The 25894-nt window shown below is 67.0% G+C and carries 24 protein-coding genes; 16 read left to right on the top strand and 8 right to left on the bottom strand.

Annotated features, from left to right (window positions below):
• Positions 1 to 51 precede the first annotated feature (51 nt).
• From octT to holA, 5 genes are all read left to right on the top strand, one after another.
• Positions 52 to 774 (top strand): diglucosylglycerate octanoyltransferase, encoded by a 723-nt coding sequence (octT, locus tag EF834_RS07515; protein WP_127946743.1) that lies wholly within the window; start codon positions 52 to 54, stop codon positions 772 to 774.
• A gap of 4 nt (positions 775 to 778) precedes the next feature.
• A complete protein-coding gene (locus EF834_RS07520) occupies positions 779 to 1636 on the top strand; it encodes a DegV family protein (protein ID WP_127946561.1) in 858 nt (285 codons plus the stop codon).
• Between the two features lie 69 nt (positions 1637 to 1705).
• Positions 1706 to 2647, top strand: a complete 942-nt coding sequence (locus tag EF834_RS07525) for a helix-hairpin-helix domain-containing protein (protein ID WP_127946562.1) — start codon at positions 1706 to 1708, stop codon at positions 2645 to 2647.
• Entirely contained in the window at positions 2644 to 5028 is a 2385-nt protein-coding gene (locus EF834_RS07530) for a ComEC/Rec2 family competence protein (RefSeq protein ID WP_127946563.1), read from the top strand. The genes EF834_RS07525 and EF834_RS07530 overlap by 4 nt, the downstream gene beginning before the upstream one ends.
• A complete protein-coding gene (gene holA, locus EF834_RS07535; protein ID WP_127946564.1) occupies positions 5025 to 6002 on the top strand; it encodes a DNA polymerase III subunit delta in 978 nt (325 codons plus the stop codon). Before EF834_RS07530 ends, holA begins: the two co-directional genes overlap by 4 nt.
• A 154-nt stretch (positions 6003 to 6156) precedes the next feature.
• On the opposite strand, the gene rpsT is transcribed toward holA, so the two are convergent.
• On the bottom strand, positions 6157 to 6417 hold the full coding sequence (rpsT, locus tag EF834_RS07540) for a 30S ribosomal protein S20 (RefSeq protein WP_127946565.1): 261 nt from the start codon (positions 6415 to 6417) through the stop codon (positions 6157 to 6159).
• Positions 6418 to 6519: 102 nt separating this feature from the next.
• On the bottom strand, positions 6520 to 7077 hold the full coding sequence (locus EF834_RS07545) for a type II toxin-antitoxin system PemK/MazF family toxin (protein WP_127946566.1): 558 nt from the start codon (positions 7075 to 7077) through the stop codon (positions 6520 to 6522).
• A 152-nt stretch (positions 7078 to 7229) separates the two neighbouring features.
• Between EF834_RS07545 and lepA the strand changes: the two genes are divergently transcribed.
• The 4 genes from lepA (at position 7230) to EF834_RS07565 (ending at position 12080) form a co-directional block, all read left to right on the top strand.
• Positions 7230 to 9089, top strand: a complete 1860-nt coding sequence (gene lepA / locus EF834_RS07550; RefSeq protein WP_127946567.1) for a translation elongation factor 4 — start codon at positions 7230 to 7232, stop codon at positions 9087 to 9089.
• 24 nt (positions 9090 to 9113) lie between these two features.
• The gene (locus EF834_RS07555) at positions 9114 to 10046 is read left to right on the top strand and encodes an NAD(P)H-dependent flavin oxidoreductase (protein WP_127946568.1); all 933 of its coding nucleotides are present in this window, start codon (positions 9114 to 9116) and stop codon (positions 10044 to 10046) included.
• 499 nt (positions 10047 to 10545) lie between these two features.
• Positions 10546 to 11205 (top strand): DsbA family protein, encoded by a 660-nt coding sequence (locus tag EF834_RS07560; RefSeq protein WP_408014477.1) that lies wholly within the window; start codon positions 10546 to 10548, stop codon positions 11203 to 11205.
• Positions 11202 to 12080, top strand: a complete 879-nt coding sequence (locus EF834_RS07565; RefSeq protein ID WP_127946570.1) for a cytochrome c biogenesis CcdA family protein — start codon at positions 11202 to 11204, stop codon at positions 12078 to 12080. The genes EF834_RS07560 and EF834_RS07565 overlap by 4 nt, the downstream gene beginning before the upstream one ends.
• A gap of 243 nt (positions 12081 to 12323) precedes the next feature.
• Here the strand turns inward: EF834_RS07565 and EF834_RS07570 are convergent, their stop codons facing one another.
• Positions 12324 to 14294 (bottom strand): glycoside hydrolase family 15 protein, encoded by a 1971-nt coding sequence (locus EF834_RS07570; protein ID WP_127946571.1) that lies wholly within the window; start codon positions 14292 to 14294, stop codon positions 12324 to 12326.
• A 102-nt stretch (positions 14295 to 14396) separates the two neighbouring features.
• Between EF834_RS07570 and EF834_RS07575 the strand changes: the two genes are divergently transcribed.
• The 6 genes from EF834_RS07575 to EF834_RS07595 all read left to right on the top strand — a co-directional run bounded on the left by EF834_RS07575 (position 14397) and on the right by EF834_RS07595 (position 18670).
• Positions 14397 to 14618 carry a hypothetical protein gene (locus EF834_RS07575; RefSeq protein ID WP_127946572.1) on the top strand — a complete coding sequence of 74 codons (222 nt, stop codon included), beginning with the start codon at positions 14397 to 14399 and terminating at the stop codon, positions 14616 to 14618.
• A 133-nt stretch (positions 14619 to 14751) separates the two neighbouring features.
• Positions 14752 to 14841, top strand: coding sequence for an Ms4533A family Cys-rich leader peptide (locus EF834_RS18735; protein ID WP_408014478.1), 90 nt, complete (start codon positions 14752 to 14754; stop codon positions 14839 to 14841).
• Between the two features lie 229 nt (positions 14842 to 15070).
• Positions 15071 to 16102, top strand: coding sequence for a sulfate ABC transporter substrate-binding protein (locus EF834_RS07580; protein WP_127946573.1), 1032 nt, complete (start codon positions 15071 to 15073; stop codon positions 16100 to 16102).
• Positions 16102 to 16923 carry a sulfate ABC transporter permease subunit CysT gene (cysT, locus tag EF834_RS07585; protein WP_127946574.1) on the top strand — a complete coding sequence of 274 codons (822 nt, stop codon included), beginning with the start codon at positions 16102 to 16104 and terminating at the stop codon, positions 16921 to 16923. The genes EF834_RS07580 and cysT overlap by 1 nt, the downstream gene beginning before the upstream one ends.
• A complete protein-coding gene (cysW, locus tag EF834_RS07590) occupies positions 16920 to 17726 on the top strand; it encodes a sulfate ABC transporter permease subunit CysW (protein WP_127946575.1) in 807 nt (268 codons plus the stop codon). The genes cysT and cysW overlap by 4 nt, the downstream gene beginning before the upstream one ends.
• Positions 17723 to 18670: a sulfate/molybdate ABC transporter ATP-binding protein gene (locus tag EF834_RS07595; RefSeq protein WP_127946576.1), complete on the top strand. Its 948-nt coding sequence runs from the start codon at positions 17723 to 17725 to the stop codon at positions 18668 to 18670. The genes cysW and EF834_RS07595 overlap by 4 nt, the downstream gene beginning before the upstream one ends.
• 42 nt (positions 18671 to 18712) lie before the next feature.
• Here the strand turns inward: EF834_RS07595 and EF834_RS07600 are convergent, their stop codons facing one another.
• The 5 genes from EF834_RS07600 to EF834_RS07620 are packed head-to-tail and all read right to left on the bottom strand — an operon-like array spanning position 18713 to position 24293.
• A complete protein-coding gene (locus tag EF834_RS07600; protein WP_127946577.1) occupies positions 18713 to 19549 on the bottom strand; it encodes a sirohydrochlorin chelatase in 837 nt (278 codons plus the stop codon).
• Between the two features lie 4 nt (positions 19550 to 19553).
• Positions 19554 to 20882: a sulfate adenylyltransferase subunit 1 gene (locus EF834_RS07605; protein ID WP_127946578.1), complete on the bottom strand. Its 1329-nt coding sequence runs from the start codon at positions 20880 to 20882 to the stop codon at positions 19554 to 19556.
• A 2-nt stretch (positions 20883 to 20884) separates the two neighbouring features.
• On the bottom strand, positions 20885 to 21871 hold the full coding sequence (gene cysD / locus EF834_RS07610) for a sulfate adenylyltransferase subunit CysD (RefSeq protein ID WP_206615200.1): 987 nt from the start codon (positions 21869 to 21871) through the stop codon (positions 20885 to 20887).
• On the bottom strand, positions 21868 to 22581 hold the full coding sequence (locus EF834_RS07615) for a phosphoadenylyl-sulfate reductase (RefSeq protein WP_127946579.1): 714 nt from the start codon (positions 22579 to 22581) through the stop codon (positions 21868 to 21870). Before EF834_RS07615 ends, cysD begins: the two co-directional genes overlap by 4 nt.
• Entirely contained in the window at positions 22578 to 24293 is a 1716-nt protein-coding gene (locus EF834_RS07620; protein ID WP_127946580.1) for a nitrite/sulfite reductase, read from the bottom strand. The genes EF834_RS07615 and EF834_RS07620 overlap by 4 nt, the downstream gene beginning before the upstream one ends.
• A 325-nt stretch (positions 24294 to 24618) precedes the next feature.
• Between EF834_RS07620 and hemW the strand changes: the two genes are divergently transcribed.
• Complete coding sequence (gene hemW, locus EF834_RS07625) at positions 24619 to 25884, top strand: radical SAM family heme chaperone HemW (RefSeq protein WP_127946581.1); 1266 nt, start codon at positions 24619 to 24621, stop codon at positions 25882 to 25884.
• Positions 25885 to 25894: the final 10 nt, after the last annotated feature.

The raw sequence follows: 25894 nt of genomic DNA on the forward strand, positions 1-25894 counted from the left end.
GCGAAGTCCTCTGACGGCTCGGCCGCAGGCGACGTCCGGCCCCCCGTTCTCCTGGTGATCGCGGATTCGCTTGCCTACTACGGGCCCAAGGGCGGACTACCCGCCGACCACCCACGGATCTGGCCGACCCTGGTCGCGAAGGAACTCGGCTGGCAGGTCGAACTCGTGGCGCGGATCGGTTGGACCAGCCGGGACGCGTGGTGGGCGATCACCCAGGATCCGCGGGTGTGGGCCGCGGTATCGCGGGCCGAGGCCGTCGTATTCGCGGTCGGCGGCATGGATTCGCTGCCGTCACCGCTGCCGACGGCCCTGCGCGAACAACTGCGTTACATCCGCCCGCCTGCGCTTCGGCGCGTCGTCCGCTCCGGCTACCAGTGGCTGCAGCCGCGGCTGTCGAAGCTCGGCCGGCCGGTCGCGTTGCCGCCGGCCCTGTCGGTCCGATACCTCGAGAGGTGCCGCGACGCGCTGGCCGCGATCAGACCGGACGTGCCCGTGATCGGCACGTACCCGTCGGTGCACCGGTGCGACGCGTACGGGCGAGTGCACACCGGTCGCACGCCGGCGGTGCTGGCGCTCGAGGCGTGGTCGGCCCAGAAGTCCGTACCGATGGTCGATCTCGCGGCTGCTGTCCGCGAGAACATCTTCTCCGATCGGGCCAATCCGGACGGCATCCACTGGGGTTGGGAGGCCCACGAGGAGGTCGCGGCGGCAATGATCGACGCGATCAAGAACGTCCGCCGCCAGGCCACCTCCGTCGAGATCGAAAAGGAGTAGCGACGTGGCGGTCGTCGTCGTCACCGACTCCTCGTCGTGCCTGTCGCCGGAACTGGTCGACCGGTACGGCATTCGGGTCGTGCCCCTGCATGTGCTCCACGAGGGCCGCGACTTACGGGATGGCGTCGACGAGGCTCCGGACGACCTGTCCGGGGCGACCACGTCGGGGGCTTCGCCCGGGGAACTCGGGGAGGCCTACGCGGCGGCACTGGAGGCCAGTGGCGGTGACGGCGTCGTTGCCGTGCACATCTCGACCCAGCTGTCGGGAACGTGGGAGGCGGGACGTCGGGCGGCGGAGGATCTGGGCGAGAAGGTCCGGATCGTCGATTCGAAGTCGACCGGGATGGGGCTCGGCTACCCCGCCCTCGCAGCGGCCCGGGTCGCCTCCGCAGGAGGCAGCCTCGAGGCCGTCTACCAGAAGGCTGTCGAGGTCGCGGCGGGTGGGCGCACACTGGTCGTCGTCGACCGGCTGGATCACTTGCGGCGCGGCGGGCGGATCGGTGCGGCGGCGGCCCTGCTCGGCACCGCACTGGCGATGAAGCCCGTCCTGCATCTGGTTGACGGCAACCTCGTGCTGCGGGAGAAGACACGAACGTCGACCAAGGCTCGAGCCAAGCTGGTCGACGCGGCCGTCGAGCAGGCCGGCGGGGACGCCGTCGCAGTCGCGGTGCATCATTGTCACGCGCGTGAACGTGCGGATGAGGTTGCGGCTCAGCTGAAGGAACGCATCCCGTCGATGAGCGAACTGGTCGTCACCGATATCGGCAACGTGCTTGGGGCACACGTCGGTCCAGGGGCCATCGGTGTCGTGGTCTGCCCGAGTGGTGTGGAAGTCGGGGATTCATCCACAGCCGCGCGTTGATCCACAGGTTTTCTCCACGACACGCTTTCAGCCGATCGTGCGTCGTCGCCGGAACCTACGGTCGCCGGTATGGGTTCCGATCAGGTTCGAGCGAGGGTACGCAGTCGGCTCGCGGCGGCGTCCGCGAAATCGGCGCCAACACCCAAGAAACACCATTACGAGGACGACGACCTCGGTGACGACGACCTCGGTGACGACGACCTCGATGATGACGACACCTCGCCCTGGACGCCGGATTGGTTGTCCGGTACGGACGCGGCATTCGGCGAGGGCCACCGGTCGCCGGAGACTTCCAGGTGGAGCGGGCCGCGTCTGAGCCCGGGGCGTAGAGGAGCGGCGGCGCTCGTCGCGGTCGGGCTGGTCGCGGCGGGCATCGCGGCGGTGTCGGTGTGGCGGGATCGCCCCACGGCGCAAGCGGTTCCGCCGCTGCCGACCGTCGCGGTCCGGGACGCGGAGGCCGAGCCTGGCGGTGGTGCGGTACCGACGGGGATCTCGGCAAGTCCGTCGACGCCAGCAAGCCCGTCGACGCCGCCTCTACCCGACGAGCATCTGGTGGTGAGTGTCGTCGGGCTTGTCAATCATGCCGGGCTGGTATTGCTTCCGCCCGGCTCGCGTGTTGCCGACGCTCTCGAAGCGGCGGGAGGTCCGCGGCCGGGCGCGGATCTGCTCGGGCTGAACATGGCCGAGCGCGTGGACGACGGGGACCAGATCCTCGTCGGGGTGGTGCCGCCGGACGGTGGGCCGAGCCCGGTCGGCAGCGCACGCGTGGGCGCCGGCACGGTCTCCGGCGCCGCGGTGGGCACGCAGTCGAAACGCGTCGGGAAGGTCAACCTGAACACGGCCGTGGAGACGGAACTCGACGCGTTGCCTGGCGTAGGTCCGGTCACCGCGGCTGCGATCGTGTCCTGGCGGAAGGCCAACGGCAGGTTCACCGATGTCGAGCAGTTGACTGAGGTGGACGGCATCGGGCCGGCTCGGCTCGCGAAACTGCGGGACCTGGTAATGCTGTGACGGGGCAGGACCGCCCGCTCGATCTGCGTCTCGTTCCGTCCGCAGCGGTGTGCTGGGCCGTGACGATCGTGGGTCTGCTCGCGGGATGGCGGCCCGTGGCGGTACTCGCTGTCGGTCTCGCCGGGTTGGGTGCCGTCCTGACGGGTCTCGCAACGTGCCGCAGTCACGGTGGGTGGCCGGACGCGGCTCGGGTCGCTGTGAGTGTGGGGGTCGTCGCGGCTGCGCTGCTTGGTACCGGGTTCGCCGTCGCGATCGCGGTGCGCTCGCACGCTATTGAGGTTCACCCGCTTGCGCAAAGGGCGGACTCGGGAGGCTTTGTGACGATGGCAGTCGTACTCCAAGAGGATCCGAAAGGGCTTCGCGGCAATGGATTCGGAGGTGAGGAACGGCTGTTGGTTCGGGCATCGTTGCGGGAGATTCGGGACGGCGACTCGCGTGTGAGCGTCGGCGGATCGGTGCTTGTCTTTGCTGAAGGGCCGCAGTGGGGGAGCTTGCTGCCCGGCCAGCAGGTGACCTTGCGTGGACGGCTCACGGTGCCGGAGCGCAGTGATCTCACCGTCGCCGTCGTCAGGGCCACGGGACCTCCGGTGCATGTCGAACCACCGCCTTGGATCCAGCGTTGGGCCGCCAGCATTCGCGACCGGTTGGCTGAGGCGGCCGCGGCGGCGCTGCCGCCCGATCAAGCGGGTCTGCTGCCAGGACTGGTCGTCGGAGACACCTCCAGGCTGTCACAGGATGTCGAGGGCGAGTTCACCGCGGCTGGGCTCACGCACCTCACCGCCGTGTCCGGGGCGAACGTCTCGATCATTGTGGGTGCGGTGCTGCTCGTGGTGCGCGGAGTCGGGATGGGCCCGCGCTCTGGTGCGTTGCTGGCTGCCGCGGCACTGGCCGCATTCGTCGTCATCGCACGACCGTCGCCGAGTGTGCTTCGTGCCGCCGCGATGGGGTGTATCGCCCTGCTCGCACTGGTGACGGGGAGGCGGAAGCAGGCGTTGCCTGCGCTGGCTTCATCCGTCATCGTGCTGCTCGCCCTGTTCCCCTCGCTCGCAGTGGATTTCGGTTTCGCACTGTCGGTGGTTGCGACGGCGGGCCTGATTCTCGTGGCCCCGGTCTTGGTGGACCGAATGCGGCGCCGGGGATGGCCGCGGTGGCTTGCTGAGATGTGCGCTGTAGCGGTGGCCGCGTTCGTGGTCACGGCGCCACTGGTGGCGGCCATGTCGGGCACCGTCAGCGTGGTGTCGATCGTCGCGAACATCCTCGTCGCGCCGGTCGTCGCACCGATCACGGTCGTCGGCGCGGTGGCCGCAGTCGTTGCCGCGGTGTGGCTGCCGGTGGCCACCCTCGTCGTGCGGATTGCGGGTCCTCCGCTGTGGTGGCTGCTCGAGGTCGCCGATCGAGCAGCGGCGGTCCCAGGAGCAACGGTCGCCGTCCCGGGCGGGCTGGAGGGGGCGGTAGTGGTGGCGGTCGGCGTCGCGGTGGTGGTGCCCGCCATGCGGTACCGATGGTTGCGGCGGATCTTATTGGCGCTCGGAGTCGGTGTGGCAGCGGTATGGATCCCTACGCGGGTGTACTACCCGGGATGGCCAGCGGCGGGATGGTCTTTCGTTGCCTGCGACGTTGGGCAGGGGGATGGGCTGGTGCTGTCCACGGGCGATGGTCGCGCCGTGGTCGTCGACGCAGGTCCGGACCCTGCGCCGATCGATCGATGTTTGCGGGCCCTCGGGGTCGCCGAGGTGGCGCTGGTGATCGTGACGCATCTGCACGCTGACCACTACGGCGGCCTCGATGGAGTACTGGACGGCCGCGCCGCCGGGGCGATCGCGATCGGTTCGACGAATCTGCCGGAGGGTGGATTTCGATTCGTCTCGGCGACGGCTGCCCGCGCCGGCGTCGCTCTGGTTCGGTTGGTTCCGGGACAGGAGCTGACTGCGGGGGAGCTGCGGTTGCAGGTCCTGGGGCCATTGGTCCCGCCGCCACGCGACCCCGACGCGGCGGACGAGGCGGCCAACGACAATTCGCTGGTGATCATGGCGCACACACCGGCCGGGACGATCCTGCTCACCGGCGACGTGGAGGAGCCGGGACAGCGTGCGTTGCTGCAGTCGGGGGTGTCTTTGCGCGCTGACGTTCTCAAGCTGCCGCATCACGGCTCCCGCACGACGGCAAGGGAATTCATCGAAGCCGTGCGGCCGCGACTCGTGGTGATCAGCGTAGGTGCCGGCAATCCATTCGGGCACCCGAACGGGACCGTCGTCGAATGGATCGCAGCACTCGGCGCGGTAACGGCCCGCACCGATGTCGATGGCGACGTCGCCGTGGTTCGCTCCGGGGCCGGTGCACTTGCGGTGGTGGGGAGTTCCCGTGGCACGATCGTCCGGTGAGCCTCTCAACAAGATCTGATTCGCTCCACCTCGTTCTCGGCGACGAGGAATTGTTGGTCGAGCGCGCGGTCGCTTCTGTGGTCGGTGCGGTCCGTGCCTCTGCGGGTCCGACCGGCGAGGACATCCCTGTCTCGCGCCTGCGTGCCGGGGACGCGAGCGCCCCCGAGTTGGCGGAACTGCTCAGCCCCTCGCTGTTCGCGGAGGATCGGGTGATCGTGCTCGAAGCGGCCGCCGAGGCCGGCAAGGACGCGGTCACGCTCGTCCAGGACGCCGCCGCCGACTTGCCGGAAGGTGTGGTGCTGATCGTGCTGCACTCCGGCGCTGGTCGGGCGAAGGCGATGGCGGGGGTGCTGCAGAAGTCCGGCGCCATCGTGCACCAGTGCGCGAAACTCAAGCCCAGCGAGCGGGTGGACTTCGTGCGCGGTGAGTTCCGTGCCGCGGGGGTGCGGGTCGGTGCGGAGGTGCTGGAAGCGGTCGTCGAGGCCGTGGGATCGGACCTGCGCGAACTCGCAGCGGCCTGCTCGCAGTTGGTCGCCGACACCGGTGGGAAGATCGACGCGGCCGCGGTTCAGCGGTACTACTCGGGTAGGGCCGAGGTGTCGGGATTCGACGTCGCGGACAAGGCCGTTGTCGGCGACAGTCGCGGCGCGCTCGAGGCCCTGCGGTGGGCGATGCATCGTGGGGTGGCGCACGTCTTGCTCGCCGACGCGCTCGCCGATGCAGTCCACACGATCGCGAGAGTCGGCTCGGCCGGTCGCGGCGACCCGTTCCGGATGGCATCCGAGTTGGGCATGCCGCCGTGGAAGATCAAGAAGGCACAGGCGCAGGTCCGTGGGTGGGATCCCGCCTCGATCGGTGAGGCACTGCAGGTCGTCGCGAAGCTCAATGCGGACGTCAAGGGTCAGGCCGCCGACGCAGATTACGCCCTCGAGGTGGCCGTGCAGAAGGTTGCGAACCTGTACGGCGGTCGCTGAGCGTTCGGCGCCGTCACGTTCGGCGCCGTTATTCGGTGACCCAAAGAGACCGTTATTCGTTGGCCCAATGAGACCCCGAACATGAAGTAGCCCCCGGTCCGCGACCGAGGGCTACTTCCGCAGAGCTTGCGACGGCGGAACCGTCAGAAACTTGTCAGAGAGAGTTGGCGAGCTTCGCGAGCGCCGACTTCTTGTTGGCGGCCTGGTTGGCGTGAATGACGCCCTTGCTGGCTGCCTTGTCGAGCTTGCGGCTGGTGGAGATCAGGAGCTCGTTGGCCTTGTCCTTGTCACCGGCTGCCGCGGCCTCGCGGAAGGAACGGATCGCCGTACGCAGCGAGGACTTGACCGACTGGTTGCGGAGTCGGTTGCGCTCGTTGGTGCGGATCCGCTTCACCTGGGACTTGATGTTGGCCACGCGTAAAATCCTGTTCTTTGGTTTCTGTCAAAAGCTCTGGGCACACGTGTGCGCCGACCGACGACATTACCAGTAGCCGTTTGGTGTTCTCAAATGGGCGGTTCAGTGCCAGCTGTAGTCGCTCTTGAGGCGCGCGGCGACGGAGTCGAAGCGTTCGCGGTCGAGGATCGCGCCCTCGCGGCGGATGCCTTCCTCGGGTACGTCGAGGACCCGGTCCAGCCGGACCCAACTCGGCCGGCTCTGTGGGTCCCACCTGCCCGAGCCCAGGGCCAACCAATCGGGATCGGTGCCGCGTTCACTGTTCGACGAGAGCATCAGCCCGAGCAGCGTGTGCCCGTCACGGCCGATGACGAGGACCGGGCGATCCTTGCCCCGGCCCGGGTCCTCCTCGTACGCGACCCACGTCCAAACGATTTCGCCCGGGTCGGCCTGCCCGTCGAGGCTGGGGGCGTACTCGATCTTCCGTGCCCGGTGCGCGGTGGGTGCGGATGTGCGTGACACGGGTCGACCGGGCGTGGCCGCAGGATGCGGCGGCCCGGCGATCGCCTCCGTAGCGCGCTTGACGGGCCGGCTGTTCTGCAGCTGCCGAAGCAGTTTCGGGCCCTGCTTGGCGGCGTAGCCGCCGAGCATTCTGCCGATGTTGCCCCAGGTGCTCGCCATGAGTTCGAGAGTAGTGGTGACGCCGACGCGAACCGGCTGCTGACCCTGGATGTGTACGCGCAGCGGTGTTCAAGGGATGATGGTGGGCGCGGGACGCGGCGGATGTCGGACCGGGGCGGTGTAGGTGCGTGAGTGAGACGAGGGAATAGGGCTTGAGCAGCAACTTTGCGGAGAAGACGTTCACCGATCCGGCGAGGATTCGGAACTTCTGCATCATCGCGCACATCGATCACGGCAAATCCACCCTGGCCGACCGGATGCTCCAGCTCACCGGCGTCGTCGAGGAGCGGGCCATGCGCGCGCAGTACCTCGACCGCATGGATATCGAACGCGAGCGCGGCATCACCATCAAGGCGCAGAACGTGCGCCTGCCGTGGAAGGTCAAGGACGATGACGGTGTCGAGCAGGACTACGTCATGCACCTCATCGACACGCCCGGTCACGTCGACTTCACCTACGAGGTGTCCCGTGCCCTCGAGGCGTGCGAGGGCGCGGTGCTGCTCGTCGACGCCGCGCAGGGCATCGAGGCGCAGACGCTGGCGAATCTGTACCTTGCCCTCGAGAAGGACCTCACGATCATCCCGGTCCTCAACAAAATCGACCTGCCGGCCGCCGACCCGGACAAGTACGCCGCCGAGATCGCGCACATCGTCGGCTGCGAGCCCGAGGACGTGCTGCGGGTCTCCGGTAAGACCGGTGTCGGTGTGGCGGAACTTCTCGACGAGGTGGTGCGTCAGGTGCCGTCGCCCGTCGGAGACTCGGAGGCCCCGGCACGCGCGATGATCTTCGACTCGGTCTACGACACCTACCGCGGCGTCGTCACGTACGTCCGTGTGGTGGACGGCAAGATCGTCCCACGCGAGAAGATCAAGATGATGTCGACGGGTGCCACCCACGAGCTGCTCGAGGTCGGCATCGTCTCACCCGAACCCAAGCCGACCGCCGGCCTCGGTGTCGGTGAGGTGGGATACCTCATCACCGGGGTGAAGGACGTTCGCCAGTCTAAGGTCGGCGATACCGTCACCACTGCGCGCGGCGGCGCCACCGATCCGTTGACCGGCTACCGCGAGCCGCAGCCCATGGTGTACTCCGGTCTGTATCCGGTGGACGGTTCCGACTACCCCGACCTGCGCGACGCGCTCGACAAGCTGCAGCTCAACGATGCAGCGCTGACGTACGAGCCCGAGACGTCGGTGGCCCTGGGCTTCGGGTTCCGGTGCGGCTTCCTCGGGCTGCTGCACATGGAGATCACCCGGGAGCGCCTCCAGCGCGAGTTCGGTCTCGACCTGATCTCCACCTCGCCAAACGTGGTCTATCGCGTCGTGCTCGAGGGTGGCCAGGAACAGATCGTCACCAATCCGTCGTACTGGCCCGAGGGCAAGTCGCGGGAGATCTACGAACCGATCGTCAAGTGCACGATCATCGCGCCGAGCGAGTTCATCGGCTCGATCATGGAGTTGTGTCAGTCCCGCCGCGGCGAGCTCGGCGGCATGGACTACCTGTCCGAGACGCGCGTCGAGCTTCGCTACACGCTGCCGATGGCGGAGATCATCTTCGATTTCTTCGACTCGCTCAAGTCGCGTACTCGTGGCTACGCGAGCCTCGACTACGAGGAGGCCGGTGAGCAGCTGTCCGACCTGGTCAAGGTCGACATCCTGCTGCAGGGCGAGGCGGTCGACGCGTTCAGCGCGATCGTCCACAAGGATTCCGCGTACACCTATGGCAACAAGATGGCCACCAAGCTCAAGGAACTGATCCCGCGGCAGCAGTTCGAGGTGCCGATCCAGGCGGCGATCGGATCGAAGATCATTGCCCGCGAGAACATCCGCGCGATCCGCAAGGACGTGCTCGCCAAGTGCTACGGCGGTGACATCTCCCGCAAGCGCAAGCTGCTCGAGAAGCAGAAGGAAGGTAAGAAGCGCATGAAGACGATTGGTCGCGTCGAGGTCCCTCAGGAGGCCTTCGTCGCGGCGCTGTCTTCGGAGGCGAGTGCCGACAAGCCCAAGAAGTAAGACTCGACAAGTGTGAGGGACTCGATGATCGACACCTGGTTGACCCGCGAGCTAGGGCTGGAGGTGCCGATCCTCGGTGCCCCCATGGGCGGTCGCGCCGGTGGCCTCCTGGCCGGCGAGGTCACCCGCGCCGGCGGTCTCGGTCTTCTCGGGGCCGCCCGGTACGCCACCCCCGACTGGATCGCCGAGGAGTCCGCGATCGCCCGTGAGATCGGCGGAGAACTGCTCGGTATCGGGCTGATGACCTGGTCGCTCGACGCCGACGACTCCCTGCTCGATGCGGCGCTCGCCGAGGATCCGCGGGTGGTGACGTTGTCGTTCGGCGATCCCGCACCGTACGTCGAGCGGGTCCACGAGGCCGGGGCGCTGGCGGTCTCGCAGGTCAATACGCTCGATGACCTGCGGGTTGTGGAGCGGGCCGGGGTCGACTTCGTCATCGCGCAGGGGGGCGAGGCAGGTGGCCACACCGGACGGATTGGCACGTTGCCGCTACTGCAGGAGGTGCTCGACGCGACGACCCTGCCGGTGCTCGCAGCCGGCGGTATCGGTACGGGGCGCGGGCTGGCCGCTGTCATCGCGGCCGGTGCCGAAGGCGCCATGATCGGCACGGCGCTACTCGCCAGCCCCGAGACGATTGGCCCGGAGTATGCACGCGCCAAGCTGATCGAGGCGAGCAGCGCCGATACCGTCTACACGTCGATCTTCGACCAGGCGCGTGACCAGCCGTGGCCGGCTCGCTGGGGTGGCCGCGCCCTCGCCAACGAGTACACCACCAAATGGCATGGGCAGGGCGCCGACAACGAAACCCTTTCCGCAGCTTACGATCCCGAGGATCCGGATCTGGGTGTCGTGTACGCCGGTGAGGTGGCCGGTCTCGTGACGTCGGAGCGCCCCGCGGGTGAGGTGGTGCGCACCATCGCGACCGACGCGGAACGGCTGTTGCGCCGAAACTTCTGACCCGCAGGTCATGACCGTCGAACCGTACGCCTCGGCGACACGGGTGTAATGGACCGTCGACGGGTCCTCACACCAGGTCGAGATCTACTTCTCCATCGTGCCGCGGAAACCGATCACGCCCAACGACTTCCCCGTCCTCTACGGTCAAGCAGCGACTTGCCGCGTTTCGAAGCGCGGTATCACGCCACCGCGACGGCGTTCGCGTGGCGCCATATCGCCGCCGACCTGAGCCGACACCTCAGAACGCCTCGACAACCCACGAGACCACGTCACCCGCTCGGCTGACACCATGAACCCCGAACAGTCACTACTAGAAGATTCAAGGTTCGGATACCTGCTACCTAGGAAAAATTAAGGTTCGTTTACTACATTTTGGATCTCAGCAGCCTTTGGAGGCTGGTACACGTCAGTCGACCCAGGAGGGGGCGTACGTATGGGGTCAACACGTCACGATCCAGGAATCCGTAGACAAATCTGGCTGGTCGGCATCCTGGCCCTAATGGCCGTCATACTCGGCGGCCTCCTCTTGATGGGCAGGAGCAGCGAAGCAACAGCTGGGGGCGAGGCAGAGCCGGCCGCGACCGGGACGATGGGACCGGTTGGCGATCAGTCACGCCGCATCAGCGGTGACCCCCTCTCGATGGGGCCCGCGGACGCCCCCGTGGTGATGGTGGAGTATTCGGACTACCGCTGCCAGTTCTGCGGCATCTACAGCCGCACCATCGAACCTGAGTTGGTCGAGAAGTACGTGAACGAGGGCGTGCTGCGAATAGAGTGGCGCGACCTGGCGATCTTCGGTCCCCAATCGGAAGCGGCAGCGCGCGCGGGTCGCGCCGCCGCCGAACAGGGCAAGTTCTGGGAGTTCAACAAGGCGGTGTATGCGAAGGCACCGACCGGTGCCGGTATACGCGCCAATCTGACTCCGGAGGTACTTCGCGATTTTGCCGCGGAAGCTGGCGTGCCCGACCTCGAGAGATTCGATCGCGATGCCGCGAGTACCAAATTCGACGAGGCGATCGATCGAGACATGATGAATGCGCGGGCCATCGGCCTCACGAGCACTCCGGCATTCATCATCAACGGTTACCCAATTCTCGGAGCCCAGCCCGTTGAGAACTTCGAAAAGATAATTGAATACGCTGCGGAACCTTCGAAATGACGAACATCGGATTACTTGGCGCCTTCTTCGGTGGCCTGCTGGCGCTTATAGGCCCGTGCTCGGCGCTGATGTTGCCGTCCTTCTTTGCGTACGCGTTCGACGGAGTCGGCCGCCTCCTGACGCGGACCGCAGTATTCTATGCCGGGCTGGCCTCCGTCCTCATGCCACTCGGAGCTGGACTGGGATTGTTTGGCTCAGCTCTCACAGAGTACCGCTCCGTCACAACCACGATCAGCGGAGCTATTCTCATCGTCCTCGGACTTCTTGCCATCATGGGAAAGGGCTTCGCTTTCGCTCCCGCTCAGCGAGCGTCGAGTTCGATAAAGATCAAGGGTTCGGCATCGGTGTACGCGCTCGGTGCAGTGTACGGGTTCGCGGGATTCTGTTCCGGTCCGCTGCTCGGTAGTGTTCTCACTGTCGCCATCGCCGGCGGCTCCGCCGGGTATGGCGCGGCTCTCATGGGTATGTACGCCTTGGGTATGGCGATTCCCTTGTTCCTGCTTGCCCTGCTCTGGGACCGCTACGACCTCGGCCAACGGGGTTGGCTACGGGGACGGCCGATAAAGCTCGGCCGGCTGACAGTCCACTCGACCTCTTTGATCTCAGGTGTTCTATTCATCGCCATCGGAGTCCTGTTCCTGGTCACTGAGGGAACAGCGAACCTCGGGTCAGTGATGAGTGCCGACGATCAGTACTCCTTGCAGATCACTGTGGCCGAAATCGCGCAGAAATTCTCCGATATCAGCGTGCTGTTGATAGTGGTGCTGGTGGCGCTGGCCCTGCTGGTGGTTCGACTCGTGCGGCGGATGCGGGCAGATTCTCGTCAAAATCGGGTTGATGCCGTAGCCGAAGCGCGTAAGGCAGGGAAGGAGTAGTCAAATTCTGTGGACCGTGGTGGGTCAAGCGACCTCGGATGCGGCTGAATCCGGTGGAGGCTGTGGAGATTTGACGGCGCGCCACCCGGCTTGGGCGGCCTCGATCAGCTGTGTAGGCCATCGCCGACCTTGCCGCCGCGACCAGCGACCTCGGGACAGTTCCTCGGCGTGGTCACCTTCTGGGTGTGCAGGGCATCAGCGGTGACTACCGTGCCGACGATGTCGATGACCCGCAACAGACTCTCAGGCTCGCCCGTGTGCGGGCTGGAAGGTTCCAGTGTCGCCGGACTCCTCGGCGCGGATGACGTGGACCACGGCATTGATCAGCGCGAGGTGGGTGAACGCCTGCGGGAAATTGCCCAGGTGTCGACCAGTCTTGGGTTCGATCTCCTCGGCGTAGAGCTTCAGGGGGCTGGCGTACCCGAGAAGACGCTCGCACAACTGCTTGGCACGATGGAACTCGCCGATCTCGACGAGCGCCGAGACCAGCCAGAACGAGCAGATCGTGAACGTTCCCTCCTTGCCCGACAAGCCGTCGTCGGTGGTCTCGACTTTGTAGCGCAGCACCAGCCCGTCCTCGGTGAGTTCATCGGCAATCGCCAGCACCGTCGCCCGGATGCGGGGGTCGTCGGCGGGCAGGAACCGCAGCAGCGGTGCCAGCAGCAGGGACGCGTCGAGGGACGGATGCCCATAGCGCTGCGTGAACACCCCGCGCTCGTCGACGCCGTGCTCGAGGACATCGGCCCGGACCTCCTCCGCGAGCTCGGCCCACTGCGCCGCGTAGGCGTTCTCGCCATGCATTGCGGCGAGCTTGGCGCCACGGTCGAACGCGACCCAGCACATGATCTTCGACGACGTGAAGTGCTGCGGCTCCCCGCGCACCTCCCAGATGCCGCGGTCCGGTTGGTGCCAGTGCTCGACGACCTCCTCGATCTGCCGCTGGAGTAGCGGCCAGAGCGTTTCGGGTACCTGGTCGCGGGATCGGACGTGCACGTACACCGAGTCGAGCAGGGTGCCCCAAATATCGTGCTGATTCTGGTGGTAGGCGCCGTTGCCGATCCGCACGGGCCGTGCACCGTCGTAGCCCTTCAGGTGGCCGAGTTCCTCTTCGACGAGGGTGCGCTCGCCACCGACGCCGTACATCACCTGCAGGGGCGTCGGCTCGCCATCGTCGGATTGTGCCGCATCGAAGATGAAGGAGAAGAAGTCGTTGGCTTCGCGGTCGAGTCCCAGGGTGTACAGACCCCACAGCGCGAAGGTGGAGTCCCGCACCCACGCGTACCGGTAGTCCCAGTTTCGGCTGCCCCCAGGGGTTTCCGGCAGCGACGTGGTCGCTGCCGCGAGGAGGGCGCCGGTCGGCGCGTACGTCAGACCCTTGAGCGTCAGAGCGCTGCGCTGCAGGTGACCGCGCCAAGGATGGTCAGGGAAGTGTCCGATCGTCACCCACTGCCGCCAGCACTCGGTGGTCTGCCACATCTTCTCGGCAGCCTCCGCGAATGTCTGCGGGGCCGACACTTCGGCCCACGACAACGCCACGAACGCGTTGTCCCCCTCCACCATGCGGGTGCGAGCCCGAGCCTCGCGCCCCTCGAGTCCCAGCCGCAGGTTCGAGGTCAAACGAAGCGTCGGGTGCTCGCCGGGCGCTGTGGCGCGGCAGGTCGCGGTGGCCTCCTCGTACACCTTGCCCGTGTACTCCCAGTGCGCGAGGGCGCGGTGATAGTCGAAGGCCGGTTCGCAGCTCATCTCGACCTCGACCGTTCCGCTCACACACTTCACGGTGCGCAGCAGGATGTGCTCGGCGTCCCAGTCCGAAGGTGTGCGACGCCGGGTAGGGGAGCGTTGCTCGGTCGCATGCCATGGCCCCATGACGAGCGCGTCACGCACGATCAACCAGCCCGTCTGCGTCTGCCAGGTGGTTTCGAGAATCAACCCTCCCGGTAGGTACCGACGCGATGCCGGCACATTCTGGCCGTACGGTCCTATCCGGAAGTGCCCCGCGCTGCGGTCGAGCATCGCGCCGAACACGCTGGGGGAGTCCGGGCGCGGAATACACATCCACTCCACTGCGCCATTCCGGGCGATCAGGCAGTTCGTCTCACAGTCGGACAGGAACGCATAGTCGTCGATTGGCGGGAAGGCACTGCGATGCTTGGGCGCCACTGCGTGGGAATCTCGCTCCGAAGTGGCAATAGACTGCTCGGATTCGGACGTCATCACCTCATCATCGACCCATACCGCCGTCACCGTCCACGGTTCGGAGGGCCTGTGATGGTCGGCCTGTTCGGTGACGGCGAGGCCAGCGGCTAGGGTGATCGTGTGAACCAACTCGCGAGTTGGTGGGACGGCGCCGAGTTGTGGATCGCCGGGCTGCCGTTCATACCCCAGGTCATCCTGGTGCTGGCCGTGATGATCCCGCTGTGTTTCGGCATCGCCTGGGTGCTCGATCGTTTCTTGTCCGCAGTGTTCGTCCTGGTGGGGCGCGCCGAGGCTGATCCCGCTGTTCGCGCGGACGGGCAGACGAGAGTGGGGGGTTCCTGATGCCACGCTCACGCGTGACCATCGCGTTGATCGCGCTGCTCGTGCTGATTGTCGTCGCCTGGTTCCTGACCCGCTGAGCCGCCCGTTTTCTCCGGATTCGGACCCCCTTCGCGCCTCTGCTAAAGTCTGCCCCATGTCTGCCGCCGTCGCTCCCCGGGTCCGCCATGAATTGGCGTTGATCGCTGTCGGTGGTCTGACGGTTGCCGACATTCACTGTTGCTGATTCGACTCTCGGCGTTGTCTCCCGCATGAGGCCCGGCCGCTGACTACCGCGGCCCTGCTCATGCGATGTCGACCGCGGACGTGGTGTGGTCCGTCCTCAGAGCGTCATCGCGCCGAGCGCCGCCTCCAGGAACTCTGTGAGAGTTCCGAACGCCGAGACCCGGTGTTTGCCGGGTTGATTCCGTATGTGGTCTTCTGCACTTGCCGGCTCGCTTGGAAGGTTATCCGCCATGAGGCACCGTTCCCGCCTGTTACTGACCGCGCTCGCCACGATCGGCGCAGTCGCGCTGACCGCGTGCAGCGGCGGCTCGAGTGACGTCGTGGGCGGCGGCGATATCGGTGGGGACGGCAGTAGAGGCACCGTCAGCCTGTTCGCATACGGGGTTCCCAAGCCCGGTTTCGACAAGGTCATGGAGGGGTTTGCCGAGACCGAGGAAGGCGAGGGCATCGCCTTCAAGCCCGCCTACGGTGCATCGGGAGATCAGTCCCGCAAGGTCGAGGATGGTGCCCCGGCCGACTTCGTGAGCTTCTCGGTCGAACCCGACATCACTCGACTGGTCGACGCAGGTCGCGTCGACGAGCACTGGAACAGTGACGCGTACCACGGGATTCCCTTCGGCTCGGTCGTCGCGTTTGTCGTCCGCGAGGGCAACCCGAAGAACATTCAGGACTGGGACGATCTCATTCGGCCAGGTATCGAGGTCGTCACCCCGAATCCGTTCAGTTCGGGCTCGGCCAAGTGGAACCTCCTGGCGCCGTATGCCGCCGAGAGCGGAGGCGGCAGTGATCCGCAGGCCGGGATCGACTACCTCGAGAAGTTGGTCGGCGAGCACGTCAAGGTGCAGCCCAAGTCCGGCCGGGAGGCGACGGAGGCCTTCCTGCAGGGTCGCGGCGATGTCCTGTTGAGCTACGAGAACGAGGCGCTGTTCATCGAACGGAGCGGCGACCCGGTCGAGCACGTGATTCCGCCGACAACGTTCAAGATCGAAAACCCGGCTGCGGTCATCAAGAACAGTCCGAACATTGTTCAGGCGACCGCTTTCCGGGACTACCTGTACACGCCCGAGGCGCAGCGACTGTGGGCCGAGGCCGGGTTCCGTCCGGTCGATCCGGGGGTTGCGAAGGAGTTCGTCGACGACTTCCCGCAGCCGGAGCAGCTGTGGACTGTAGCCGACCTCGGTGGCTGGGAGACCGTCGACGCGGAACTGTTCGATTCGCGGACCGGCACCATCGCCGCCGTCTACGACAGCGCGACGAAGTAGTGGCGCGCCGCAAGAACTGGCTCGCGGTCACCGGGACCGTCGGCCCGCTGGGTATCGGAGTCGCGTCGCTGTGGCTCAGCGTCATCGTGCTGCTGCCGCTGGCCGCGCTCACGGTGGCCTCGCTCGAGGACGGCATCGGTGGGTTCTGGGAGGCGATCACCGCACCCAGCGCGCTCGCCGCTCTCCAGGTGACGGTAGCGGTGTCGGCGATCGTCGCACTGATCAACGTCGTGATGGGAACGATGATCGCGTGGGTGCTCGTGCGCGACGAGTTCCCCGGCAAGCGGATCATCAACGCGCTCATCGATCTGCCGTTCGCGCTGCCCACCATCGTCGCGAGCATCGTGCTGTTGTCGCTGTACGGGCCGGAGAGCCCGATCGGCGTGCACCTGAGTGCGACGCGGCCCGCCCTGATCATTGCGCTGGCGTTCGTGACGCTGCCGTTCGTCGTGCGGTCCGTGCAGCCCGTACTGATCGAAGCTGACCGCGAAGTCGAGGAAGCGGCCGCCTCACTCGGAGCGAGCAACTGGACCATCTTCCGTCGCGTGGTCCTGCCGACCCTGACCCCGGCGATCATCAGCGGAGCCGGGTTGGCATTCGCCCGCGCGATCGGTGAGTACGGCTCGGTGGTACTGATCGGCGGCAACATCCCACGTGAGACCCAGGTGGCATCGCAGTACATTCAGCAGCAGATCGAGATCGACAGGCCGGTCAGTGCGGCCGCGGTGTCGATGGCCCTGCTCGCGATCGCGTTCGCGACGTTGTTCGTGCTCCGTGTCTTCGCGGCCCGCAACCAGCGCAGAGAGGAGCACGCACAGTGAAGATCTCCCCGCTGGCGCGCGTCAGTCTGCGCACGGTTGTGCTGGTGTATCTGTTCGCGCTCCTGTTCACCCCGGTCGCGGTCATCCTCTACCGCACCTTCGAGAACGGGTTCGTCGCGTTCTACGAGTCCATCAGCACGCCCGCCGCGATCTCGGCGCTCAATCTGTCGCTGCTGATCGTCGCGATCGTCGTCCCCATCAACGTGGTCTTCGGCATCGTCACGGCGCTCGCCCTCGTCCGCGGTCGTTTCCCTGGACGCGGTCTGCTGCAGTCGGTCGTGGACCTTCCGTTCGCGGTCTCTCCCGTCGTCGTCGGTGTCTCACTGATCCTGCTCTGGGGCGCCGGTGGCTGGTTCGGCGGCGTCGAATCGTTGGGCTTCCGGGTAATCTTCGGGCTGCCGGGAATGGTGATCGCCACGATCTTCGTGACACTGCCGTTCGTGGTTCGCGAAGTCGAACCGGTTCTGCATGAGATCGGCGACGAGCAGGAACAGGCCGCCGCGACCCTCGGCGCGTCGAAGTGGCAGACGTTTTCTCGGATCACGCTGCCGGCCATCCGCTGGGGTCTCACATACGGTGTCGTGCTCACGGTGGCGCGCGCGCTCGGCGAGTTCGGTGCGGTGATCATGGTCTCGTCCGGCATTCCAGGTGAGTCTCAGACCTTGACGCTGTTGGTGCATGCGCGGTACATCGACGACCACAACACTTTCGGGGCGTACTCGGCGGCCACGCTACTGATGGCGATCGCGCTGCTCACCCTGCTGCTGATGACTTTGCTCGACCGCAAGAGGAGCACGACATGATTACCGTGACCGGAGCGCGCAAGAACTACGGCGACTTCGCTGCGCTCGACGACGTCACCCTCGAGATTCCCTCGGGTTCGCTGACGGCCCTGCTCGGCCCGAGCGGCTCGGGCAAGTCGACGCTGCTGCGGTCGATCGCCGGACTCGAGCATCCGGATTCGGGCACGATCACGATCGCCGGCAAGGACGTCACCGGTGTGCCGCCGCAGAAACGCGACATCGGGTTCGTCTTCCAGCACTACGCCGCGTTCAAACACATGACGGTGCGCGACAACGTTGCCTTCGGCCTGAAGATCCGCAAGCGTCCGAAGGCGGAAATCGCCAGGAAGGTCGACGACCTGCTCGGCATCGTCGGGCTCGACGGCTTCCAACACCGCTACCCCGCGCAGCTGTCGGGTGGCCAGCGTCAGCGCATGGCCCTTGCGCGTGCCCTCGCGGTGGATCCGCAGGTGTTGCTGCTCGACGAGCCGTTCGGTGCGCTCGACGCCAAGGTGCGTGACGACCTGCGCGCATGGCTGCGGCGACTGCACGACGAGGTCCACGTCACGACCGTGCTCGTCACCCACGATCAGGAGGAGGCGCTCGATGTCGCCGACCGGATCGCGGTGCTCAACCGGGGGAGGATCGAACAGGTCGGAACCCCGCAGGAGCTCTACGACACCCCCGCCAACGACTTCGTGATGTCGTTCCTGGGACCGGTTGCCCGGCTCAACGGGCAGCTGGTGCGCCCACACGACCTGCGACTGGACCGCAATCAGCTCCCGCAGTCGTTCGCGGCCACTGTCTCCCGCGTCGTGCGCCTCGGCTTCGAGGTGCGGGTGGAACTGCAGCCGAAGACCGGTGCGCAGGAACTATCCGCGCAGATCACGCGTGGCGACGCGGAGGCACTGGACCTCCGCGAGGGGGAGACGATCTACATTCGGCCGACCGACATCTCCGGTTAGCCGAGCCGGCCCTCCAGGCAGTCCCCTCGCAGCGATCGGCCCTCAGGCCGATCGCTTGGCCTGTGGCAGGAAGGCCTGGGCCATACCGGACGCGTAGCGGTCGAGGGCGACCTCGGCGACGCTGGGGTGCGCGCCGATGGTGTCAGCGAATACGGCATCGGGGGCGACTTCCAGCGCGGCTCGGCCGAGGCGGTCGGTCAGGCGGCCGGGCGCCAGGAACCACGGGGCGATCACGATCCGCCTGGCGCCCCGCGAACGCAGCCGGGTGATCGCCTGCGCGACTGTGGGCTCCGAGGACGTCACGAAGCAGGTCTCGACACCCGCCCACCCCGTCCCCTCGCCGAGGACGTCGGCGAGCGCGCGGGTGCGGTCGTTCGCCGCCGGATCGGACGAGCCGACCGCAGCGAGTACTACCCCGATCTCGGAGTCATCCGTCGCGACACCCGCCGCGACGATTCGCTCCCGCACCGCAGCGACCAGGCGGGGGTCGTGACCCAGTACGTCCGACCGGATCACGGTCAACTGCGGATGGCGGGCGCGGGCTGTCGCCAGGAGGCCCGGCAGGTCGACCCGTGCGTGGTAGGCACTGCCGAGCAGGAGCGGAACAACGATGGCCGTCGAATGGCCCTCTGCGGCGACGGCGTCGAGCACCTGGTCGACCGACGGCGCGGTGAGGTCCAGAAAACACGCTCGGACGTCGAGCTCCGGGTGCCGGCTGCGGATCGCTGCCACGGCGGCCGTGACCACCCGCGCGGAGCGGGGGTCACGGCTGCCGTGAGCGACGGCGACGAGTGGAACCGTCGCGGCAGCGACCTGGGGGTGCCCCGTCGCGGCAGCGACCTGCGGGTGCCCCCTCGCGGCAGCGACCTGCGGGTGCACAGTCTCAGACCCGTTCGCCGAGTTCGACCTCGGCGATCGCGTCGCCGACGAGTCCGGCCGCGAGCGTGTTGCCGCCGGCAGGGTCGATCAGCAGGAAACTGCCGGTGTGCCGGTTGACGGTGTAGTCGTCGGCCACGATCGGCTCGGCGACACGCACCGAGATCTTGCCGATCTCGTTGAGCTCGAGCGTCTCCGGGGACGCCTCGGATACCAGTTCTTGCTCGTCCAGGCGTTCGACGAGTGCACCGACGATCGCCTGGGTGGTACGCGTGCCGTGCTTGAGCAGCAGGCGCGCGCCCGGGCGCAGCGGCTTCTCGGCGAGCCAGCACACGGTCGCCTCGAACTGGTCGATCGGCTCGGGAGAGTTCGACGGAGAGGCGATCGTGTCACCGCGGGAGACGTCGACGTCGTCGGCGAGCACCAGCGTGACACTGCGCCCTGCGTGGGCGACGTCGAGTTCGCCGTCGGCCGTGTCGATCCGGGACACCGTGGTCCGGGTGCCCGACGGCAGGATGACGACCTCGTCGCCGGGCACGACCGAACCGGCTGCCACCTGACCGGCGTAGCCACGGTAGTCGGGGAACTCGGCGGTGCGCGGTCGGATCACGTACTGGACCGGGAACCGCAGGCCCACATCGTGTTTGCCCTCGTTGTCGCCGTCCACCGGCACCGATTCCAGGTGCTCGATCAGCGTCGGGCCGTCGTAGTACGGCGTGTTCTCCGAGTGCACGGCGACGTTGTCGCCGTGCAGCGCCGAGACCGGGATCTCCACGACGTCCTCGGGCGCCCAGCCCAGGGATGTGGTCAGCTCGTTGAACTCGCTGGAGATCTCGGCGAACACCGTCGCCGGATCGTCGACGAGATCGATCTTGTTGACCGCCAGCACCAGTCGCGGCACGCCTAGCAGTGACAGGACCGCGGCGTGCTTGCGGGTCTGCGCGACGACACCCTTGCGGGCGTCGACGAGCAGGATCACCAACTGGGCGGTCGAGGCACCCGAGACGGTGTTGCGGGTGTACTGCACGTGGCCGGGGGTGTCGGCGAGGACGAACGACCGGCGCGGGGTTGCGAAGTAGCGGTACGCGACGTCGATCGTGATGCCCTGCTCGCGTTCGGCGCGCAGGCCGTCGACCAGTAGCGACAGGTCCGGGGTGGACAGGCCCTTGTCGACCGAAGCGCGGGTGACCGCGTCGATCTGGTCGGCCAGGACGGACTTCGTGTCGTACAGCAGCCGGCCCACCAGGGTGGACTTGCCGTCGTCGACACTGCCGGCCGTGGCCAGGCGCAGTAGTTTCGTTTCGCTTCGCGGGCTACGCTCGTGAAGGTCGCTCATGATCAGAAGTAGCCCTCTCGCTTGCGGTCTTCCATGGCGGCCTCGGACACTCGGTCGTCGCCGCGGGTGGCGCCGCGTTCGGTCAGTCGGGACGCCGCGACCTCGGCCAGAATGGCGTCGTTGTCGGCGGCGTCGGACAGGATGGCGCCGGTGGTGGAGCCGTCGCCGACGGTGCGGTAGCGCACCGACCGGACCTCGAGTTCTTCGCCCTCGGCGGGACCACCCCACACGCCCGGCGTCATCCACATGCCGTCGCGCCGGTAGACCTGACGCTGGTGGGCGTAGTAGATGCTCGCGAGTTCGACGTCGTCGCGAGCGATGTACCGCCAGATGTCGAGCTCGGTGAAGTTGCTCAGCGGGAACACCCGCACGTGCTCGCCCGGCGCGTGCCGCCCGTTGTACAGGTTCCACAGCTCGGGGCGCTGCCGTTTGGGATCCCACTGCCCGAAGGCGTTGCGCAGCGAGAAGATCCGCTCCTTGGCTCGCGAACGCTCCTCGTCCCGGCGGCCGCCGCCGAAGACCGCGTCGAAGCGGTTCTCGGTGATGGCATCGAGAAGCGGAACCGTCTGCAGCGGGTTCCGGATCCCGTCGGGGCGCTCGGTGAGCCGGCCGTCGGCGAGGTAGTCCTCGACCTTGGCGACGTGCAGACGCAGGTCGTACTTCGCGACGACGTGATCGCGGAACTCGAGAACCTCGGGCAGGTTGTGGCCGGTATCGACGTGCAGCAGCGCGAACGGCAGCGGCGCAGGCCAGAACGCCTTGATCGCCAGGTGCAGCAGCACCGTCGAGTCCTTGCCACCCGAGAACAGGATCACGGGCCGCTCGAACTCGCCGGCCACCTCGCGGAATACGTGGATGGCCTCGGACTCGAGAGCGTCGAGGGTGTCGAACTTGTTGCCGTCGAGTTGAACTCGCTCGGTGTGGTCGAGCTCAGGTCGCGGCACCGCGGCGTCGAGAGTCGGGACGGTCTCAGTGATGTCGATTGTCATGACGCGTGCAACCCGCATTCTGTCTTGGCCGAACCGGCCCACCGACCGCTACGCGGATCGGCGCCGGGGAGTGGTTTGGCGGTGCAGGGAGCGCACCCGATGGACGGATATCCCTCGTCGACGAGCGGATTGACCAGAATCGAGTGCTCGTCGATGTATGCCTGCATGTCCTCGTCGGACCATGCGGCGATGGGATTGATCTTCACCAGCCCGAACGCCTCGTCGAACGAGACGAGGGGGGCGTTCGCCCGGGTGGGGGACTCCACCCGGCGGATGCCGGTGACCCACGCTTGGTAGCCACTGAGCGTCGCCTTCAGCGGCGCGACCTTGCGCAGCGCGCAGCAGCGGTTGGGATCACGCGCGAACAGGTCCTTGCCCTCGATCGCGTCCTGCTCGGCGACCGTGGTGGCCGGCCTCGCATTGACGATGTTGACGCCGTACACCTGCTCGACCGCGTCCCGGGTACCGATGGTCTCGGCGAAGTGGTATCCGGTGTCGAGGAACAGCACGTCGACGCCGGGACGCACCTGTGTCGCGAGGTGGACCAGCACACCGTCCTGCATGTTCGAGGCCACGATGTAGCTCGAGCCGAACGTGTCCTCGGTCCACCGCAGCAACTCGAGTGCGGACGCGCCGTCCAGGTCCGCCGCCCCGCGGGCGGCGAGCGCGCGGAGCTCGTCCGCGGTTGCCGTCGTCAGATCCACCGTCATCGCAAATCTCCCTCGTCTGCTCGAATCGCCCACTGTGCGAACCGTTCGCCCTCGTGACGGTTCTTGACAAAGTTGCGTACTACACGGTCGATGTAGTCGCCGAGTTCGGCGCTGGTCACCTTGTGCTGTCGCAGCTTCCGCCCGAAGGCGCTGTCGAGGCCGAGGCTGCCGCCCAGGTGCACCTGGAAGCCTTCGACCTGATTGCCCTCACCGTCGTCGACCAGCTGACCCTTGAACCCGATGTCTGCGATCTGTGATCGACCGCACGAGTTGGGGCAACCGTTGATGTTGACGGTGATCGGGACGTCGAGCTGCGCGTTCACGTCCGCGAGTCGCTCCTCGAGTTCCGGGGCGAGCACCTGCGACCGCTTGCGGGTCTCCACGAACGACAGCTTGCAGAACTCGATGCCGCTGCACGCCAGCAGGTTTCGCCGCCAATGCGACGGCCGGCCGTGCAGGCCCAGTGGCCGGAGTTCGTCGATGAGCCACTCGACCTTGTCGTCCGGAACGTCGAGCACTACGAGCTTCTGGTACGGGGTGAAGCGCACGCGGTCGGAGCCGACGGCCTCGACCGCGGCGGCCACCTTGGTCAGGATCGTGCCCGAGACCCGACCGGCGATGGGCGAGAACCCGATGGCGTTCAGGCCGTTGCGCAGTCGCTGGACGCCGACGTGGTCGATCGGGCGGGCCGGCTTCTCCGGGGCGGGGCCGTCGATGAGCTTGCGCTTCAGGTATTCGGTTTCGAGAACCTCGCGGAACTTCTCGATGCCCCAGTCCTTGATCAGGAACTTCAGCCGTGCCTTGGCGCGCAGGCGGCGATATCCGTAGTCCCGGAAGATGGAGACGACGGCCTCCCACACGTCCGGCACCTCGTCCAGCGGAACCCAGACGCCGACGCGCTGCGCCAGCATGGGGTTCGTCGAGAGGCCACCGCCGACCCACAGATCCAGTCCCGGTCCGTGCTCGGGGTGGACGACCCCGACGAACGCGACGTCGTTGATCTCGTGGACCACGTCCTGCTGCCCGGAAATCGCGGTCTTGAACTTGCGGGGAAGGTTCGAGTAGCGCGGATCGCCGATGTACCGGCGGACGATCTCGTCGATCGCCGGCGTCGGGTCGATGATCTCGTCCAGGGACTCGCCCGCCAGCGGGGAGCCGAGGACGACGCGCGGGCAATCGCCGCACGCCTCGGTGGTCTGGAGGCCGACCGACTCGAGGCGGTTCCAGATCTCCGGGACGTCCTCGATGCGGATCCAGTGGTACTGGACGTTCTCGCGATCGGACAGGTCAGCTGTGTCCCGACCGAACTCGGTGGAGATGCCCCCGAGGGTGCGCAACTGCTCGACGTTCAGAGCGCCGGCGTCGCACCGCACCCGCATCATGAAGTACTCGGCCTCGAGCAGGTCGATGTTCTCGTCACCGGTGTAGGTGCCGTCGTAGCCCTCTTCACGCTGTGTGTACAGGCCCCACCAGCGGAACCGGCCCCGTAGGTCGGCCTTGTCGATGCTGTCGAAACCCTGCTTCGAGTAGATGTTCTCGATGCGAGCGCGGACGTTGAGCGGGTTGTCGTCCTTCTTCGTCTGCTCGTTCGCGTTGAGCGGTTCGCGGTAGCCGAGCACCCATTGGCCTTCGGATCGGCGCTTTTTCGGACGGGCGGCACGAGCCTTGCCGGGAGGGCTCGTCGTCGAGTTGGCGTCGGTGGTCGACGTCATGAATGCTCCTGAATTGTGTGCAATCTCGCAGTGCACCGGTCGAAGACACGGGAGGAGGGCTGCTTCCTCACGGAGTCAGGCTCGGCCGGCCGGGATTGGCGGGCGAAACGGGGGGAGAGGCAGGCCAGCGTCGACTGCTCTGGGGCAGGGAATCGCTGGGCTGCTTACGCGCCGCAGGACAGACAACAACAGCTACAGACACGCTTGAGGTCGACGTGGCGCCTGACCACCAATCGCACCCCTGCATCTGTCATGCGGGCCATTGTGCCATGGGAATCTCGCTGTGCCGACCGCCGGGAGCATATTTCCCTCGAAACAGCGGGAAATGCCTGATCGCCGAGGCGGCCCTGGCGCGAACGTGGGCGACTGGGACACTGGAGCCGTGAGTGGATCCGCCCTCTCGACCCCCGCGGTCGCCTCGACACCTTTCGAACTCCCCGATTCGGCGCTGGCCGAGGTGGGCACTCGTCCGTTCGGTATCTACGTCCACGTCCCGTTCTGCGCGACACGGTGCGGCTACTGCGACTTCAACACCTATACGGCCGGTGAGTTGGGTACCTCCGCCTCGCCGCGGTCGTGGCTCGAGGCAGTCGAGCGCGAGCTGACGCGGGCCGCCGAGATCACCGGCGCCCCCCTGGTCGACACCGTCTTCGTCGGTGGCGGGACACCGTCGCTGCTGGGCGGCGAGGTACTCGCGCGCGTCCTCGGGGCGGTCAAGGCGACCTTCGGGCTCGCGGGCGGTGCCGAGGTGACGACCGAATCGAATCCCGAGTCGACGTCACCGGAGTTCTTCGCGGCCCTTCGCGAGGCGGGGTTCACCCGGATCTCGCTCGGTATGCAGTCCGCGGCCGAGCATGTGCTGAAGGTCCTCGACCGCACCCACACCCCGGGCCGGGCGGTCGCGGCGGCGCGGGAGGCACGGGCCGCTGGATTCGATCACGTCAACCTCGATCTCATCTACGGCACGCCCGGTGAGACGGAGGCCGATCTCGACGCGTCCCTCGACGCCGTGCTCGGTGCCGGCGTCGACCACGTTTCCGCGTACGCGCTGATCGTCGAGGACGGGACGGCGCTGGCTCGGAAGGTACGGCGCGGTGAACTGCCTGCCCCCGACGACGACGTCCTCGCGTCTCGCTACGAGCGGATCGACTCGCGTCTGGCCGATGCCGGGCTGCACTGGTACGAGGTGTCGAACTGGGCCTCGAACGACGACGCGCGCTGCCGGCACAACCTCGGCTACTGGGACGGCGGTCACTGGTGGGGGGTCGGGCCCGGCGCACACAGCCACGTCGGCGGCGTGCGGTGGTGGAACGTGAAGCATCCGGCCCGGTACGCGGATCGGCTGTCCGCTGGGCAGCTGCCCGTCGACGGCAGCGAAGCGCTCACCGAGGAGGACATCCACGTCGAGCGAGTCCTGCTGACCGTCCGCCTGCGCAGTGGGCTGCCGCTTTCGGATCTGCGGGATGGCGAGCGCGCCGCCGCCGAGCGCGTCGTGGACGACGGTCTCGGGGTGGTCGAGGCGGATCACCTGGTGCTCACCGATCGGGGGCGCCTGCTCGCTGACGCGGTGGTGCGGGACATCCTCGCGTAGGCGGTCCTCA

It is taken from the genome of Rhodococcus spongiicola (assembly GCF_004011835.1).
Classification (GTDB): domain Bacteria; phylum Actinomycetota; class Actinomycetes; order Mycobacteriales; family Mycobacteriaceae; genus Prescottella; species Prescottella spongiicola.

Excerpts from the sequence above, each read along its gene's own strand:
- EF834_RS07525 (WP_127946562.1), top strand. The coding sequence starts at position 1,706 with ATGGGTTCCGATCAGGTTCGAGCGAGGGTACGCAGTCGGCTCGCGGCG.
- EF834_RS07545 (WP_127946566.1), bottom strand. The coding sequence starts at position 7,077 with ATGGCGAGCACCTGGGGCAACATCGGCAGAATGCTCGGCGGCTACGCC.
- EF834_RS07555 (WP_127946568.1), top strand. The coding sequence starts at position 9,114 with ATGATCGACACCTGGTTGACCCGCGAGCTAGGGCTGGAGGTGCCGATC.
- EF834_RS07560 (WP_408014477.1), top strand. The coding sequence starts at position 10,546 with ATGGCCGTCATACTCGGCGGCCTCCTCTTGATGGGCAGGAGCAGCGAA.
- EF834_RS07565 (WP_127946570.1), top strand. The coding sequence starts at position 11,202 with ATGACGAACATCGGATTACTTGGCGCCTTCTTCGGTGGCCTGCTGGCG.
- EF834_RS07570 (WP_127946571.1), bottom strand. The coding sequence starts at position 14,294 with ATGACGTCCGAATCCGAGCAGTCTATTGCCACTTCGGAGCGAGATTCC.
- EF834_RS18735 (WP_408014478.1), top strand. The coding sequence starts at position 14,752 with ATGTCTGCCGCCGTCGCTCCCCGGGTCCGCCATGAATTGGCGTTGATC.
- EF834_RS07580 (WP_127946573.1), top strand. The coding sequence starts at position 15,071 with ATGAGGCACCGTTCCCGCCTGTTACTGACCGCGCTCGCCACGATCGGC.
- EF834_RS07595 (WP_127946576.1), top strand. The coding sequence starts at position 17,723 with ATGATTACCGTGACCGGAGCGCGCAAGAACTACGGCGACTTCGCTGCG.
- EF834_RS07605 (WP_127946578.1), bottom strand. The coding sequence starts at position 20,882 with ATGAGCGACCTTCACGAGCGTAGCCCGCGAAGCGAAACGAAACTACTG.
- cysD (WP_206615200.1), bottom strand. The coding sequence starts at position 21,871 with ATGACAATCGACATCACTGAGACCGTCCCGACTCTCGACGCCGCGGTG.
- EF834_RS07615 (WP_127946579.1), bottom strand. The coding sequence starts at position 22,581 with ATGACGGTGGATCTGACGACGGCAACCGCGGACGAGCTCCGCGCGCTC.
- EF834_RS07620 (WP_127946580.1), bottom strand. The coding sequence starts at position 24,293 with ATGACGTCGACCACCGACGCCAACTCGACGACGAGCCCTCCCGGCAAG.
- hemW (WP_127946581.1), top strand. The coding sequence starts at position 24,619 with ATGCCTGATCGCCGAGGCGGCCCTGGCGCGAACGTGGGCGACTGGGAC.